General features: G+C 49.0%; 15 protein-coding genes and 3 tRNA genes. 3 read left to right on the top strand and 15 right to left on the bottom strand.

Features of this window, described 5'->3' with window-relative positions:
• Nucleotides 1–2 precede the first annotated feature (2 nt).
• The 7 genes from WC764_02685 to WC764_02655 form a co-directional block, all read right to left on the bottom strand.
• A complete protein-coding gene (locus tag WC764_02685; protein ID MFA6006607.1) occupies nt 3–680 on the bottom strand; it encodes a hypothetical protein in 678 nt (225 codons plus the stop codon).
• Between the two features lie 52 nt (nt 681–732).
• Nucleotides 733–1,701, bottom strand: a complete 969-nt coding sequence (locus WC764_02680) for a hypothetical protein (protein ID MFA6006606.1) — start codon at nt 1,699–1,701, stop codon at nt 733–735.
• Between the two features lie 69 nt (nt 1,702–1,770).
• Nucleotides 1,771–2,175 carry a 50S ribosomal protein L19 gene (gene rplS, locus WC764_02675; GenBank protein MFA6006605.1) on the bottom strand — a complete coding sequence of 135 codons (405 nt, stop codon included), beginning with the start codon at nt 2,173–2,175 and terminating at the stop codon, nt 1,771–1,773.
• A gap of 61 nt (nt 2,176–2,236) precedes the next feature.
• Nucleotides 2,237–2,983 carry an RluA family pseudouridine synthase gene (locus WC764_02670; protein MFA6006604.1) on the bottom strand — a complete coding sequence of 249 codons (747 nt, stop codon included), beginning with the start codon at nt 2,981–2,983 and terminating at the stop codon, nt 2,237–2,239.
• Nucleotides 2,937–3,635: a polyprenyl diphosphate synthase gene (gene uppS / locus WC764_02665; protein ID MFA6006603.1), complete on the bottom strand. Its 699-nt coding sequence runs from the start codon at nt 3,633–3,635 to the stop codon at nt 2,937–2,939. Before uppS ends, WC764_02670 begins: the two co-directional genes overlap by 47 nt.
• Before the next feature lies 1 nt (nt 3,636).
• Nucleotides 3,637–4,707, bottom strand: coding sequence for a polyprenyl synthetase family protein (locus WC764_02660; GenBank protein MFA6006602.1), 1,071 nt, complete (start codon nt 4,705–4,707; stop codon nt 3,637–3,639).
• Nucleotides 4,708–4,714: 7 nt separating this feature from the next.
• Nucleotides 4,715–4,787, bottom strand: a tRNA-Val gene (locus WC764_02655).
• 73 nt (nt 4,788–4,860) lie between these two features.
• Here WC764_02655 and WC764_02650 point away from each other — a divergent pair.
• Complete coding sequence (locus WC764_02650; GenBank protein MFA6006601.1) at nt 4,861–5,547, top strand: MazG-like family protein; 687 nt, start codon at nt 4,861–4,863, stop codon at nt 5,545–5,547.
• An 11-nt stretch (nt 5,548–5,558) separates the two neighbouring features.
• Here the strand turns inward: WC764_02650 and WC764_02645 are convergent.
• From WC764_02645 to WC764_02615, 7 genes are all read right to left on the bottom strand, one after another.
• Nucleotides 5,559–5,630 (bottom strand) — tRNA-Arg (locus WC764_02645).
• Nucleotides 5,631–5,669: 39 nt separating this feature from the next.
• The gene (locus WC764_02640) at nt 5,670–5,993 is read right to left on the bottom strand and encodes a hypothetical protein (protein MFA6006600.1); all 324 of its coding nucleotides are present in this window, start codon (nt 5,991–5,993) and stop codon (nt 5,670–5,672) included.
• Nucleotides 5,994–5,995: 2 nt separating this feature from the next.
• Nucleotides 5,996–6,553 (bottom strand): hypothetical protein, encoded by a 558-nt coding sequence (locus tag WC764_02635; GenBank protein MFA6006599.1) that lies wholly within the window; start codon nt 6,551–6,553, stop codon nt 5,996–5,998.
• Between the two features lie 4 nt (nt 6,554–6,557).
• Entirely contained in the window at nt 6,558–7,172 is a 615-nt protein-coding gene (locus WC764_02630; GenBank protein ID MFA6006598.1) for a hypothetical protein, read from the bottom strand.
• Between the two features lie 15 nt (nt 7,173–7,187).
• On the bottom strand, nt 7,188–8,270 hold the full coding sequence (gene pilM / locus WC764_02625) for a type IV pilus assembly protein PilM (protein MFA6006597.1): 1,083 nt from the start codon (nt 8,268–8,270) through the stop codon (nt 7,188–7,190).
• Between the two features lie 454 nt (nt 8,271–8,724).
• Nucleotides 8,725–9,174, bottom strand: coding sequence for a Holliday junction resolvase RuvX (gene ruvX / locus WC764_02620; protein ID MFA6006596.1), 450 nt, complete (start codon nt 9,172–9,174; stop codon nt 8,725–8,727).
• Nucleotides 9,175–9,323: 149 nt separating this feature from the next.
• Complete coding sequence (locus WC764_02615) at nt 9,324–9,581, bottom strand: DUF378 domain-containing protein (protein MFA6006595.1); 258 nt, start codon at nt 9,579–9,581, stop codon at nt 9,324–9,326.
• Nucleotides 9,582–9,782: 201 nt separating this feature from the next.
• Between WC764_02615 and WC764_02610 the strand changes: the two genes are divergently transcribed.
• Both WC764_02610 and WC764_02605 read left to right on the top strand, forming a co-directional pair.
• Nucleotides 9,783–10,070, top strand: coding sequence for a GIY-YIG nuclease family protein (locus WC764_02610; GenBank protein MFA6006594.1), 288 nt, complete (start codon nt 9,783–9,785; stop codon nt 10,068–10,070).
• Nucleotides 10,033–10,120: transfer RNA gene (locus WC764_02605), tRNA-Ser, on the top strand. The genes WC764_02610 and WC764_02605 overlap by 38 nt, the downstream gene beginning before the upstream one ends.
• A 103-nt stretch (nt 10,121–10,223) precedes the next feature.
• On the opposite strand, the gene WC764_02600 is transcribed toward WC764_02605, so the two are convergent.
• Complete coding sequence (locus WC764_02600; protein ID MFA6006593.1) at nt 10,224–16,343, bottom strand: hypothetical protein; 6,120 nt, start codon at nt 16,341–16,343, stop codon at nt 10,224–10,226.
• Nucleotides 16,344–16,478: the final 135 nt, after the last annotated feature.

Here is a 16,478-nt window from a genome sequence, read left to right as displayed (position 1 = left end):
ACTCAATATAACTTTTGCTGTCTTCGCTCAATTTTCAAAGCTTTTTTGATTTTGAGCTTTTTTCTGGTGAGGCAAATAACACGAGGATTATAGTACATTTTGTCGATAATTACCAGCGCCTCTTTCTTTGCGTATTTGAGCTGAGTTGTAGAGTGTTTCCCATCATCTGTCAGATGACCTACAATTCCAGCCCTCATTCGTAACTCTTCTCGAAACCAATTGATATGTACTTTGCTCGCAGAAACAAATTCAACATAGAACATATGGCTCGATCGCCAGCGAGGATCCCAGTATGAATAAAAACATCCATCTCCATCAAAACACCCCCGAACATAGTCAAAAAAATATTCGTCTGGGACTTTGACGGCACCGATCGTTTTTGACTTTGCGGGCGTGAGTCCAACAGACTGTAAAAATTCAAAAAATTCGACATCCCCGAACTGTACATGATAGTATTTTTTTTCTTTGGACGCTCCGCTCCCCTTCAATCCAATTTTAACTTTCAAGCCGAGACACTTTTTGAAATTTCGAGCCTGTTCAATATCTTTAGAAGTCAGACTCATGTGCCGATAATCGTTATAGAGACAACCGTCGGTTACCAATAATCCAATAGCATAGGCAAATTTTGCCGACCACTTAATTTTCACTCTCCTCTTTGGTAATGGTCCTCGCATTCCCATGCCTCTAGTATACCTCAAGTGTATAGCGTCTACCAATTATTTATCCACTTTTTTACCAGAGTCGTTTAGGAAATTCTGTTAGTAAAAACTGTTTGAATCGAAGCTGCGGGTCTGTTTCTTTCGCCACATCGTAGTCTTCATAGAGTTTGTAGACCAATGTACGCAGCGGAGTCATCTTGAGCTGCTGTCGCTTTGAGTAGCAGTCGACATACGTTCTAATCAGTTCTTCATCCAACAAGCTTTCCCAATACTCACCATAGTCATTTCCGTACTTCAACCAGTCTCCAGCCAGCAAGACTATTTTATTTTTTTGCTCTTCGAAGAGTTTTTGGTCGAGCTCATGGACCATGTCGTTAATGAACCCGTGCGAGAATTCGTGCCGCATATTATCGCGATTCGTTGCATGACAGAATAGGTACTGATCTTCTCCGACCGATAATCCCCTGCCAGAATTCTTTGGTGTGAAAAAATTCGCGGTAGTCAGTACTGCTTGTTTAATATTCGTTTCCGGACTAAGTTTATAAAAATTAATGATTTCGGTGATATCAGCAGTAAGCTGGTCGTGGATGCGCTCTTTTGCTGAGAGGTCAGTAAGTACCGCACCTTGTATCTTTTCCTGAATATCGGCGTCTAACGAATTTTCAACCTCCCGCATGACAGCATGAACACCGTTGATCAAATCATCAATATTCGTAATCCAGGATTTGTGTGAAATAATTTCTTTTTTAACAAGGTCAATCCGTTCGAGATGATTGTATGCGAGAGATATCCAGAAAACAGCTTCTTCGTTTACTTTTTGATATTCTTGTATCTTTTGTATAACAGCCCGTGGTAATGGACGTTCAGAAAAGTAATCTTCAATATCTTCAACAATCGGGTATTCTTTCTTGTCGTATTGTTTGTCTGCCGCTTTTTGCGCAATACCCCACAGTCGCATCCCCGGTTCATCTTGGACGACGACTTCAGGCGTGGGCATTATTTCTAATCTTGATTCCAGCTCGTTATTCGTTTCTTTCTCCATTTAGAAAGTATTACACAGCGAGGCGAAAAGAAAAAGCCCTTACGGGCTATTCTTGGTTTCTATTTTGTCTTATGCCGCGACCGCTTCAGCAGGAGCTTCTTCGGGCAAGGGCTCGGACTCTTTGCCGGCGCGGATCTTGCTCATCTTCTTGGTCACTTCGCGCGTTGCTTTGTCGCGGATGAAGTAGAGCTTGGAGCGGCGAGTCTTGGAACGCTTGATAACTTTAATGTTGTCGATGACGGGAGCGTACAAAGGGAAGATTTTCTCCATGCCGACGCCGGAGGCGATCTTGCGGATAGTGAACGAGGCGCCCGGCTCGGTGCCGTGCTTTCGAGCAATACAGATACCCTCGAACGCTTGGAGACGAACCTTCTTGCCTTCTACGATCTTGACGGTCACGCGGACGGTGTCGCCGGCTCGAAAGTCGAGTTTGCGGCGTTCTTCTATATTGACGGGTGAAATGACGGGAATCATTGGGGTTTTTAAATTTTTAAGGTTCAACCTTTTTGGTGCTTAAGGTTGAACCTTTGGAATCCTAACACATCTTTCGGAGCTTTTCAAGCGTCTTTTTGAAGTCGTCCGGCAGGGGTGACTTGAAGCTCTTTTTCGCTCCATTCGGCAGTGCGAATGTTATTTCTGATGCGTGCAGGGCTTGCCTGCCCATTTCGGGCATGCATGCCTTGCCCGGTGCATACAACATGTCGCAGAGTATCGGCTTGCCGATAGATTTGAGGTGTACACGCACCTGATGTGTGCGACCAGACTTGGGGTGCACTTCGAGATAAGTATTCTGCGGGAATCGTTCCAGCACTTTGTAATACGTGAGCGCATTGCGCTGTTTGCCGTCGGCGTCGGCACCGGTCCGGCGGAGCCGCGCGTCGTGCGAGCTTCTGCCAATAGGCCGGTCTATCATCCCCTGCTCGTCTTTTACCACACCGTAGGTTATGGCAAGGTACGTTTTCTCTATATCTTTAGTTTCGAAACTCTGCTTCAGATACGTAAACATCTCCGGCGTCTTTGCCAAGAGCATCACGCCGGAAGTATCTTTGTCTAGGCGATGAACTATCCCCGCCCTACCGTCGTCCCCAACTTTTGCAGACTTGGGATAGTTCTTCGCGAACCAACTTGCCACGTCTGACCCCTTGCTCTTCTCGTCGCCGTGCGACAAATACCCCGCCGGCTTGTCAATTACCAGCAAATCTTTATTTTCAAAAATTATTTTTATCCGCTTCATTCTACTTTCCCCTTCTGCGATCACGTGCAGAATATTCTGCAAGGACATTCGTTACATCTTCCTTCGTCAGATCCGGAAACATTTTAGGCAAGAAAAAAAGTTCGCTGTAGGTTGATTGCCATGGGAGGAAGTTAGAGAGACGTTGTTCCCCGCTCGTGCGCAATATCAGATCAGGATCCGGAATATCTTTTGTATAAAGCAGTTTGGAAAATTCCTCTTCAGTAACAAGACTGTGCGAGGTTGAACCTCGCACAGTAAGTAGCTTGTTCACGGCCTGTAAAATTTCTGCTCGACCGCCGTAGTTCAATGCTATCCCTAACGTGATGCGACTATTATTTTTCGTTTTCTCTTCGGCATTTTTTACGAGCTTCTGAACTTGTTCGGAAAACTTAGTCATATCACCGACACCTCGAAGTCGTATGCCTTCTTGATTCGCCCAATCCAACTCGTTCACGAGCACATGTTCGATAAGCTTAATAAGAAAAGAAACTTCTTGTTCCGGGCGCTTCCAGTTCTCTGTCGAGAAGGTATAGGCGACGATATCTTTTACGCCGGCGTCGCGAAGCCATGCGACCACCTCTTTTACTTTTTTATATCCGGCTTCGTGCCCCTGCCACGGCAGGAGGCTGTGAGCCTTCGCCCAACGACGGTTGCCATCAATAATAATACCGACACTGGTTGGGATTTTTTCTGGTTGCATATTATTTGTTTCTTTCTACGACGAACTTTGAAAATATTTTGAGCTCGTCTTTTGCAATATCGGAGATCGGTGCGTTTGTCAGGACATCAAGTGCCTTGCTCATATACTCTGATGCAATCGCTCCGGCTTTCGCGCGCGCATCATATTTATCAAAAAGATTTTTCACCCGCAGGACAGCATCATCACTTCTATCGTTGCCGGTATAAAACTCTATAACTGTCTGTTTGTCGTCAGAAGTTGCAGACTCTAGCACTGACCAAACAAGGAACGTGGCTTTGCCTTCGCGGATATCGGAGTCTGCCGACTTCCCTGTTACCCTCGGGTCTCCGTAGACGCCTAGAATATCATCGGCTACTTGGTAAGCAATGCCTAGATTGGTCCCAAAGTCGCGCACCCATTCGCTGGGCGCATCAATCATCAAGAGCCCGCTTGTGAGCGGTGCGGTCATTGTGTACTTACTCGTCTTCTCTTCCATTATCTGCGCCACAATATCTCGAGACGGAACCTTTGAACCGGCCGGAGACATGAGATCCAGATACTGCCCCAAACACACCTCAACATGCATTGCGTCGAAGGTTGCGCGCGCTTTCGGCAACGATGCGCCCGCCACTTCGGCTTCTGACCAAAGTTGAATAGCTTTTGAAGATATAATATCACCGAACAAAATAGCCATACTGACGCCGAAATAGGCGCTGTCACCACGAAATTTTTCTTTTTTATGATACGCTTCGCACAAACGATGAACGCTCGGTACGCCTCGGCGCAAATCGGACGCGTCCATAATGTCGTCGTGTATAAGCAGGTATGTATGCAGAAGTTCGAAGGCGAGCGCGAGGCGTATTAGCTTTTCGTCCGGCTCGTTTCCGCCAAGTCGGTACCCGAACAAGAACATGCTCGGCCGGATGAACTTGCCCGGTGCTTCGAGAAACCGCGCGAACTCATTGGCAAGCCCGCTCCCCTCGAGATAGATAGCACGACAAGACTCTATTATCTCGGCAGACGCAATCTTCCACTCGGCTTTAAGCGCCTCAAGATGTCGTGTGAGCAATATGGGATAATCTTTCTTTTCCATAATAAAGTGCGCGGTAAGGGACTCGGACCCCTGACCTTGGCTGTGTAAAAGCCCTGCTCTACCAACTGAGCTAACCGCGCGGATACAAGGCTTTATAGTAGCAAATTTTGAGGTACTTGCAAAATTCGGTAGGAGTGGGATAATACAAGTGCGATGGCTTCTTTCCTCAAGAACGGCTCAATTGCAGACTTACAAGAATTCGTCTCTACTGTTTATGGTGTCTCTGAAGATCAAAAATTCTCTCTTTTCGAACTGGTAGACAATCAAGCAATCTTCGCCATGCGAGCCATCAAAGGCATCAGGAAAAATGATGTCGAGAAGTTGCGCATTAATTTGCTCTTCTCGTTTTCTTGGGTGATGTCGATTGCCAATCGCTTGCACATCGACGCAAGCGATATGCTCTGGAAGAGATTCCCCGGCTGTTGCTCATACTGCGGCAAGCGGCCATGCATCTGCAAAAGCAAACATGTCGAGACAAGAGTGAAAGGCCTGCACTCTATCGGCAAAAAGCCTCGCACTCTCGCCGCCTCCCAAGCAGAACTCGATGCTATTTATCCCAAATCTGATCGTACTCTCGACCAAGCCGGCATCCACTTGGCTGAAGAGACAGGAGAATTCAGCGAAGCTGTCAATCAATATTATTCCATTCACGACGAGAAGCATTTGGCGAAACTTGAGATAGAATTCGCCGACCTTATCTCCTGTATGTTCGATGTCGCCAATTCTGCCGGTATCAATATCGCTGAAGAAATAGCGAAGGTGTATCACAACAATTGCGCCACTTGCCACAAACCTTCCTGCGTCTGCCCGTTCATGTCGGCAAGCGAATTCGAATCGTAGGAAACTTCGTTCGCCCCCGGTAAGAATCGAACTCACATCAACGCCTTAGAAGAGCGCTGCTCTATCCATTGAGCTACGGGGGCACACCGCATTACAATACAATAACTTTCGAAATAAGTACACTACTGCGCCGGGTCGGTTATCTGGACCTTTTGTTTGAGGTACTGGTTGAACATCACTTCTTTATCTTTTATGCTAGATACGGCCATATCGAGACCGGCGCGGTCCAGATTCACAACCTCCTTAGTTATCGCCTTAACAGAGATGGAGACCGGGCGCGTATAATAACGATATATCTGCAAATGCGCCCATTCAAAGAGGCAGAAGATTATAAGCGTCGCCAGGAGCATCCACTTCCAAATACGCTGCGCGTAGATACCACCCCACGGCCTCTCGTGCCGGCCATGTGTTGCTCTTACTTGTCTAGTAAATGGATTTTTAAACATGTCTATTTAATATAGTGTACGACCGTAGCGCGAATGTCGGCTGTCCAGATACTCGTATGCGGGCCTAACGCTTTTATTGTCGTCGGCGCTCCGCTGTCCCCAGCTATCAGCTGGATGTCGTCAAGCGTCAATTTCTGCGGTGTCTCTTCAAGCAGAAGGAGATAATTGTACACGTCAGTAAAAGTTCCCGCGACATGGAGAGAAATGGCCAGCGACCCGCTATTCTGATCTTGCCATAATTCTCCAAGCGAGCTCACGTTCGCCACGACACCGTTATCATTTCCTAACTTTTCCAAATTATTGATGAAGTTGACGATATCATCCTTGCGTACAAAATGAGTTTCTATTTTACTCCTATCTTCAAGCGAATTATCCATTGCCGCTTTGAGAGCGACGCGCAATGAGTGGGTATCCTCTTCGAATGCGTTCGCAGTCTGTATCTTCTCCGCCTCTCCGCGCGCATTAAGCAAAGTTCGAAAGACCATCCCATAAAGCAGGAGCGGGACGACAACGAACAGCGCCATTTTTAAATATATTATTTTGTACGAATCGATCTTCATATAACTATCGTGCGATTAGCGAGATGACGAATGAGCTGTTCTTGCCCGGGACATAATTCGCAATAGGATTGTCGACTGCAATAATACCCTCGTTGCGCCCGAGCTCTTTGGTTAAAGCAAGCAAGACTTCTCGAGTCGCCGCCACGCCGGAGACAGAAATATTATAGCCCGCCGGGGTCTTGGTGCTAGGGTCGGCAGGGTATCGGTTGAAGTGCCAATTAGATATCGTTACTTTGGCATGGGCGACTTGGCTTGCTCGCGCCAATGAATCGATTATCCGCGAGATCAAGACCGATTGCTTCGTAACATTTGCCCCTGTAGGCATTTTTCCTGGCATACCGTTCACTATCGCAATCTTCGCGTTTACATCTTTTATCTCACTTACGATTGCGGCCAGGGTAGTGGAGGTCGCGTTAGCTTCCCTGGATTTCGCCGCAGCTGCTTGCTGATGCGCAGGGCCGATTATCGCGTAGTTAAGTTGGATTATCGGCGGGAGCAAACTAAGTATGGCCGCAAAAATGATTGCAGTAAAGAGCATTGAGCCGACAAGAAACATTCTCGCATAATAGCGCCGTTTTAATGATTTCTTTTCTTCTTCCGGAAGCAGGTTTATGATCATGGAGATACGAATGATTTAGGAGAAAATTACGTTGGCGCGCAAGGCGAGCCCGATAGCTGTCGCGTACCGGAGCGAGGCCGGCTGTTCGATCGGCGGGATATATTCATCAAGCGAGAACGCATTGATCCAGGGATTCCCCATCACCACCTTAAGACCCAGCGTGGCCGACAGGTATTCCGGCAACCCGAGCAGGTTTGATTCACCACCGGCGAGAATTATTCTGTTGACCGGTTTGGGATCGGCCTCACCCTCCTTCTTGTGAGAACCCCAGAATAGGAGGTACTTGTTCATCTCGTCGCGCAAAACGGAAATGTGAGATAGGAGCATGGAGTATAATTCTTCGTGGCCGGACGCACGCGACAAGCCGGAGTTACGCTTGAGCGCCTCCGCCTTGGCCTCATCAAGTTTCTCCATCTGCATGACGATATTAGTATTGTATCTGCCACCAAAGGGCAGTGTCGCCGAGAAAAGCACTCGGCCTTCGCTCACTATCGCCAGGCCCGTCCTTGCCTTGCCGAAGTCCACTGTCATTATCGTATCGGTGTCGTCCGACTTTATTAGCGACCGTGCCACGGCTTGCGCTTCGATCTCAAATGCCAACGGCTCTATCCCCGACTCTTTAAAGGCGCCGAGATAGCTGGTGACCGTCTCTCTCGGCAGAGCAACCACTGCGCAGTCAATACTGTCGCCCTGCTCGGCGATTAGTTCAAAATCAAATTCCGTTTCTTGCGGAGGAAGAGGTACGTATTCGTCCAAATGCAATCCTATCTGCTCGCGAATATCCACCTTGGGTGCTAGCGCTACGCGAACTTTAGTAACATAAGTTAATTCTTCCGGCAACGACACATTCGCTTGGAAAATATTATATCTCTTGCGTATAGAGGCTAGCACCATCGTCAGGTCGGCCGGCTGTTTGATCTGCCCCGCCACGATGGCACCGGGCGGTATCGGTAGCTCGGCAAACTGCTTGAGCCTCGCCTGTCCCCCTGCGTACGACAGCTCGATAAGCTTGATAGATTCATCAGAGACATCCAAGCCCACAGCCGGCCGGACCAAACTATTGGGCAAAGGAAAAAAAGCGCTGAAAGAAGACTTCATGACTTTAGTATACTACAAATAGGAGTTAGGAGATGGGAGTTAGGAGTTAGAGTTGGGGATATTCACAAGTTGTGGATATCCAACTTGCGTAAGTTATCCACATGTGTTATCATTTCACACTAGTTCTCGAGTGGTTTCGCTTACTTGCGACACCACGCAGTTGCGGGAACCTACTAATTAGGAGGAAGCACACGATGCTTCAGGAAGCTCTTCGGGAAATGGGGATCATCACGGAAACTCGGGGCCAATTCGGCCTCATGAGATCGCTCGAGAAGAGGGCCCGTCGCGAGGTCGCGGCAGGCAGGGCTGAACATGAGGTCGTGATCCTCATGATCAACGAGTACAAGAAGCACCAGGTCGAGGCATAGGCATAGCTCGACCCTCCCCCGCAACAAAATGGTCCCGGTATGCGCTTGCGCTACCGGGACCGTTGCATATCTATTCGTATTCCTCTCTATTTTTTATTCTTCTGCTTTTCCAAGAAGCTGTTCAGTATTATCGCCGCGGCGGAGGCGTCTAATAATTCATTTTTACCCCGCCCACTGCGTGAACGGCCCTGTTCTGGCCGACGCAGTGATGGCGGGCAGGCTTGCGTACGTTCTGCATGGGCGGATGACAGCGTCTCGTCTTCATAAAATATCGGCAGGTTTATCTTATCCTTCAAATGCTGGGCGAGCGTCCGAATGTGCTTCATTATAGGATTATCCTCGAGCGCATAGTTGAGTGACTCGCCGATGACAATCGCGTCTATCTTTTTATTCCGGCAAGCCATAACGATATCATCGGCCGCATGCATGATGCCTCTGTTCGGTACGACAGTATAGGGGAAGGCCATGCTCCCCTCATCATCCGAGACGGCCAGGCCTATCCGCTTCGTCCCATAATCCACGCCTAGATATTTCATAAAAATTCGCCCCTCCCTTTCCCTCCCCGAAGGAGAGGGTGAATACTCGTTTCAACACCCCTCTCCTTCGGGGAGGGGTTGGGGGTGGGGCTGTATTTAGTATAGCACAAAAGCCCCTTGTGGGGCCTTGTGCTAATTGTTCTCTGTTATTATTTTACACCCGAACAGCAGGTCTTGCAGTGACAGCCGATGAGCTTCATCACAGCGGAGACACCGACCAGCAGATAAACAACACCTTCCACTACCGGCATGTTGCCGAGCAACATTCGAAGAATGTTCCAGGTGTCACTCTTGCCCACAAGCATACCAAGACCAAACACCCCCCAGTTCAAAGCACCGATGAGGATGAGCCAGTGGCCCAACTTCATCATCGCGCAGTGATTCTTACCATCACATGAACCCATCATACTTTTTTAAATTAATTACTAATAATCTTTTGCTAATAATATAATCGTAACACTGCCATTAGCGAGTGTCTAGACTAATTGTCCACTTTTCGCTAATATAGGCGGTCTGGGAGGGATCGCATAGCGGTCTCCCGCCCCAGCGGGTCCGCCGAAGGGCGGAAGTGCAAAGGCAAAAAACCATTCCTGTGATATACTCACAAAATGTCCTGTGTCTATGTTCTTCTAAGCGAGAAAACTGGGAAGCGTTACGTTGGGTCAAGCCACGAGAATATTCCTGATATAAGGTTACGAGCGCACAATGCCGGAAAAACCAGTTCAACAAAAGCAGGACGACCTTGGAAATTGATTCATACCGAATCCTGTGAAGATTTTACCGAGGCGAGAAAAAGGGAGAACTGGTTGAAGTCGGGGACGGGGCGAGAGTATCTTGATAAATTATTCGAAACAAGGCGGAGGGATCGCATAGTTGGTCTAGTGCGCCGCACTTGAAATGCGGTAGACCCGAAAGGGTCTCGCGAGTTCGAATCTCGCTCCCTCCGCCTTGTCTCGAAAGCAGTCTTGCCCGCCCCAGCGGGTCCGCCGAAGGGCGGAAAAACTAGCGGGTGAAAGCCCTTAGAGGTTCGAGTCCTCTACCCTCCGTTTTTAGAATCCGAAGAAGTTTAAGACTTTACCGAAGAAGCCTGTGCTTTTCTTGGTGGTTGTGGCTTTGGGCGCAGTTACTTTTTCTTCGTTCAAGGCGCTGATGTTTGCTATTGGCGGAACGACTTTCGGCTTAACTTTAGCGATATTAGTTACGGACGAGGCGGGGGCGTTATTCTTCAATAATGCCAACTGTCTGCGAAGTTGGGCGAGTTGGCTGTTCAACTTAGCAATGAGCGCAGCACGCGAAGTTGCGGGAGTTTGAGCAGTAATCTTGTTGCCGGTCGTTGTCGTTGTCGGTACTTTTGTAGTTATTTTCGAAACAACAGAGGTTGTCTTTGTTGCCGTTGGCGTTGGCGTTGGGGTTGGGGTAGTCACTGAAGCTGAACCATTATTACCTCCATACGATCCAATTATCGGCCCGTTCGAACTCTGTGTTACTGTAGCCGGAATCGTTGTGATCGTGCCGAAGGTTGTCAAGTGGTATGTCAGGACCTTGGTCGCAGAAGTTCCCGCGATGGCACATTCGCCGAACGCCGCTGGTGCCGTTGGTACAGCGTAAGTGCCGGCACAGGTCGATAGAGTGTTCCAGGTATTTGAACCGGTCACGCGCATTACCATCGGCTTGATAGTTGGGAAGGTGATGGTTGCCGCTTGGGTCAGGAGAAGCGGTACGTCCGATGAACCAATTTCGAATGAATCACCAACCGTAAAGCCGGAAGGTGCGGAGCCGTTGGTCGTACCGCCGGACGGAGGCAAGACTTGGCCGTTCCAACCTGTTGGTCCAAGGATTGAAACACCATCAGGCAAGTCCATACTGACGCCGGTGCCACTGCCAACTATCGTGATTGGTGTGCCGTTCGTACCGGACTGCAAGGTAAAGCCGGTGCCAACGGTTATAGTTTTGTCCCCTACTGTCTGTGCAGTCGTGAGGCCAACACGAGTAGTTGTTCCAATCGTGAAGTTGTTAAGCAAGACTGGCGCACCATTGAGCATGAGGCTCCCTGGACTACCCGGCACAACAGTAGAGAGGCTGGTCGAAGCCGAGAGTGGCGAACTTGCGGAAAGTGTAAGGCTGGTGACCCCGCCCGGAAGTGCTACGTCTCCATCGTTTGGAGTGCTGTCGAGGACAACCGGGCCGGAACCGCCAGTGATACTGCTACCGCTTGTCGTGAGAGCTGTGAACGAGCGTGTCGATGAGGTGGCAATATTAGCCGCGAGATCAGTACAGGTGGTCGTGAGCGAATGTGCGCCGGAAGCAACATTGCTTAAAGTATCACTGTGAGAAGTGCCGCCTGTTGTCGAGAGAGTTACTGATGTCGCACTGTCGAGCGAATAAGTACAAGTTGCTGTCTCACTTGTTGTTACAGTAAGCGAAGTCGTCGTCGCGATTGTCAGTCCTTCTATCGGTGCGGTGATATCAATCGTCGGTGCGGTGGCATCCCATGTTACTGTCGCCGTCGATGTTGCGGTATTGCCTGCGTTATCTGTTGCAACAAGTTGAATCGTGTAAGCACCATCGACTGATGCACTTACTGTAGTATCTTCCGCCACAGGGGTGCCGAAGGTAATTGTGCCCGAGCCGGCTGTTTTCGTCCAAGAATAAGTCGCGATACCGGAGCCTGCGTCACTCGCTGTTGCGTTTTGAGTGAATTGCGCATTCGCCGATGCGTCTGAACCGGCAGAGACCGTCGGGTTGGTTTTGTCGAATTTAACCGACGTGCCGTTGCTGGTAACAGAAACCGCGCTACCAGCATTACCAGCGTTATCGGTGAACGTCACAGAGAATGACACTGTTCCTGTAGTGTCACCGGCCAGCATCGTGGTTGTAAGCGTGAATGTCGTTGGGCTTGTTGTAGCCAATGTCGCAGTGTGTCCAGCTATAGTCCCACCGGCCGCCAACAATGGTTCGCTGCTCGTAAATGACAAAGTAATAGTGTCGCCGACCTTGGCGAGAGAAGTGCTCGCGTTGTCAGAAGCAATTGATACCGAAGATAATGTCGGTGCCGTTTTGTCGAAGGTTACCGCAGATGAATCGGTCGTAGCCGAGACGGTGGTTCCATCATTGCCGGCTTTATCCTTGAAGTCTATTGTGAAGGTAACCGGCCCGTCCGATTGACTCCCTGTGCTCATTGTGTAAGTAGCAGTCCATGTTGTACCCGACCCGGTCACGGTCGCAAGATGTCCAGCGATAACGGTTGTCGAGGGATTCTGGATAGGCTCGCTGGAGGTGAACGAGAGGGTGATAATATTACCGGACTTTGCCAGTGTGGTAGAAGCATTATTAGATACCATCGCAACGGATGAGAGGGTCGGTGCGGTTTTATCGAAGACGACATTGGAACCGGAACTTACAGTAGAAACTTGTGTACCGGAGTTACCGGCAAAGTCCGTGAAGTCGATAGTGAACGGTATGACTGTTTCTGCATCACCGCTATTCATTGTTATTGTGAAAGTGAAGGTTGTCGGAGATGTGGTTGCGAGCACCGCGGAACGACCTGCTATTGTACTAGTAGCAAAGGCGAGATTTTCACTTGAAGTAATCGAGAGTGTGACGACGTCGCCCACAACGGCTAGGGTAGTTGATGAATTATTCGAAGAAATAGAACGTGAAGAAAGTGTCGGTGCGAGTGTATCGATAGTGAAGCTTGGGAGCGTGAGCGACAAGCTTTGGTTGCCAGTAGCGTCAGTTACCTTGACCGCGCAACTTCCATAAGTGGCATCGGTAAGTGAATTGTAAGTTATTGTGGTGGTTGCCGTAGTTACAGAAGGTGTAGTTGCTGTACACCCGCCGGAATAGCTGACATTCCCCGCCTCATCGGAACGGAATGCAAAACTCGGTGTCGCGGTGTTAACTAACGAAGCTATCGCGGTTTCGAGATACAGATTCGGCAAGACGGTATCAATGACAACGCCTGACGCATCGTTTGTTGTCGTTACTTGTGTCCCTGCGTTACCGGCAATATCGGAAAAATCTATTGCGAATGGTGTAACCGCGTTGGAGTCGTTAGATAACACTGTTGTCGAAGCATTCCAAACATTACCTCCCATATTCAGTACCGTTGCAGAATGGGTTGCTATTGTGACGGTCGGCGTTTGGACTGTCTCGTTACTCGTGAATGCGAGCGTTATTATATTCCCCGCTTTTGCAAGTGTCGGTGTCGTATTCGAGGAGCTTATAGAAACCCCGGAGAGCGTAGGGACAGCATTGTCTACTGTGAAGGTCGCGCCGCTCGTCGGGAGACCAGTGATTGCGTTCCCCGCGAGGTCAGTTGCATTGCTCAAGTTGACCGAAGCGGAACCGTTTCCAACACCCACAATGGTCGTTGTTGCATAATGTGTACTATCAGTTTTTGTCATCGCCGCCGCTGATTGAGTATAAGGACCGGAAATATCGAAGTTCAAGACCGGTGCATCAGCAATCGGCTCGCTCAATGTTGCGGTGATGACGAGCGACGCGCCTGGCTTAACTGCCGTCGTCGGTGAATACGCAAGTGTCGCCGTCGGTGCAACGGTGTCGATAACCACCGGACTTCCGCTGGTTATCGCAACAACCTGCGTCCCGGCGTTATTAGCGAGATCTGTGAAGTCGATTGTGAAAGACGTAGCGGCATTAGTGTCTCCGATAAGCACGGTTGTCGAAGCATTCCAGACGTTGCTACCCATATCCAGAACAGTGGCAGAATGGCCGGCAATTGTTACAGTCGGTGTTTGGATTGGCTCATCACTTGTGAATGATAATGTGACAACATCACCTGCTTTTGCGAGTGTTGTAGACGCATTACTTGAGGCAATAGAAACCGGCGAGAGCGTAGGTAATGTATTATCGAAGGTGACGCCAGTTACAGTCGTGGTTGCCGAATTGTTCCCTGCCGCGTCCGACCCGCCGAAGTCGATACTATATACAGAGCCAGAGACGAGAGACTGCACTATCGTACAGCCATTAGTCGTGTTTGAGATATCGAGCGTACGCGGGGCACCAGTTGTTTTAGCTGTACCCGCGAGCGCACAAGAATGAACAGTTCCATCGGCAGTGCCACCAGTCCTCGTGAAGACCGCGAGACCGGACGCGAGCGATTCACCCAAAGTGTAACCAAGCTGGGTGCTCGTTGTTACATTCTTTATATATGCGTTGGTGGCTGGTGTAACAGAAGAAAATACCGGAGCGACGGTATCCTTCGTTCCTGGAGTCGCTATTCCGACAGAACTCACGTTCCCTACCGAGTCTGTTACTGTCGTCGTCGCGGTTATGCTCCCTTCGTTAAATGTCGAGAGATTGAGGCCGGTCACGTTAAATGCGCCGGCTACTACAGTTGATGTTCCGGTTAGGTACTTAGTGCCATCCGAGATTGAATAATAAAGCGTAGTGTTACTTTGCGCAGTACCGATCAGCGCAACAGTTGTACTTGCAGCGCTGTTAATATTGTTGGTTATCGAGGGCACTGGTGCAATCGGGACAGAGGTATTCTGGAGTACTGCTTTCGTTCCCGCAGGACCGGTATTGCCTGCGATATCTGTCGCCGTTACTGATGCAGTAATAACGCCGTCGGCGAGTGCGGCTGGCACGGCAGTCGTACCGTTCAGAGTTATGGAATAATTTCCGGATCCATCGGCAAGTCCATCTTTAGTTACTGTGTTTACGCCGTCTGTTATAGAAACTGTCGTTGTAGCGTTCGCTTCTGCCGTGCCAACAACAATGATTGCCGAGGCTTCGCTGGCGTTTACTTTATTATCGGTACCGCCAACCGTAGTTACTACTGGTGCCGCCGGTACGGTGTTATCGACGGTGAATGTCGTGCCGTTCGTTGGTGTTACTGTGATTGTGTTGCCGGCCAAATCTGTCGTTCCACTCAAAGCAATACTTGCCGTGCCGTCATTCGTACCAACTGTGTAACTATAAACATAAACCTTATCGTTCGAAGTCGACATGCTTACATTCGACACCGCATTACTTCCGCCTACTGGCACTGTGATTGAAATAAGCGGAGCAGTGATTAAAGATTCCGTTGTTGTTGCGGTAATAGTTAGCGACGTACCATTTTTTACCGCATGGTTAATGTCATAAGAAATACCTGCGGTTGGAGCGGTCTTGTCTATACTTACAACTCCCGTTGCAGAAACAACTTGCGTGCCCGCGTTGCCGGCAAGATCAGAGAAGTCTATCGCCAAAGCAACAGGTCCCTCAGCATGACTTCCGTCAACAGTTGTGGTGAAGTAGTAATCGGTCGGGCTGGTCGAAGCGACTGTGGCAGTTTGTCCTGCAATGGTCGCAGATACTGGGAATATTTCTTCGCTTGAACTCGCCGCAATTGTAATTATGTCCCCCGACTTTGCAAGTGTTGAGCTTGCGTTAGAAGAGTAGATTATCGCACTAAGCGTTGGCAGTGTTTTTTCGAATGTTACTGAAGAAGCGTCAGTAGTAGAAACAACTTGCGTCCCGGCATTACCCGCGAGGTCAGAAAAGTTTATAGCAAACGGAACTATTTCAGGAGTATCGCTTCCCGTCATTGTATAAGAAAGTGTGTATGAAGAACCACTTCCGCTTACAGTTGCTGTTTGACCAGCAATAGTACCCGTAACTTTGGCCGGGTCGAGATTTTCACTTGCGCTTACAGAGACTGTTATAGTTCGACCCACACCTGCTAGAGTCGTGCTCGCCGCGTTGCTAGCGATAGAAACAGTTGGAAGTGTCGGCGTAGTGTTATCAAAAATAACTGTCGCCGGAGCAGATTCTACACTGAATCCTCCGCCCGAGGTAGTACTGGCAACTGCGGTAATATTGTGTGACACTTCAGTGGTCAGATCGCTTCCAACAAACTGGAATTCTACGGGGTTGTTTGTGGTTGAAACCAACTCTGACCCTGTTATCGTATAATCTTTCCCCCCGAAAAGAGAGCCGTCGAGATAAAGGAGTATGTGGTCACTTACATCCGCACCCACTCCAGTAAAGTTAACGTTGGCCTGAATCGCAGTTGTAGAGCTTGCGTAAATAGTTCCGCTTACCAAATTACCGCCTGTTATGGTCGGTGTAGCTGGCGCACCTGGTCCAACTGCCATTGCGACCGATGCAATACCGGCAGTGGCTAACAGCGCCACGACTCCTGAAATTCTTTTTATGCTCATAAATTATTTTTTAAAACTAGATTACTAAATAAGCGCAAACATCTCATACTATCTTTATGCGGCGACGTGTCAAGCCGATTTTGTAACTTTCAACATGACTATTCGGTTATAGGAAATCTTGATTTTTAACCTGTT

This window comes from Candidatus Paceibacterota bacterium, assembly GCA_041660505.1.
Lineage (GTDB): Bacteria > Patescibacteriota > Minisyncoccia > Phycocordibacterales > JACRKE01 > JBAZWG01.
This window is presented reverse-complemented; position numbering and strand designations above follow the sequence as displayed.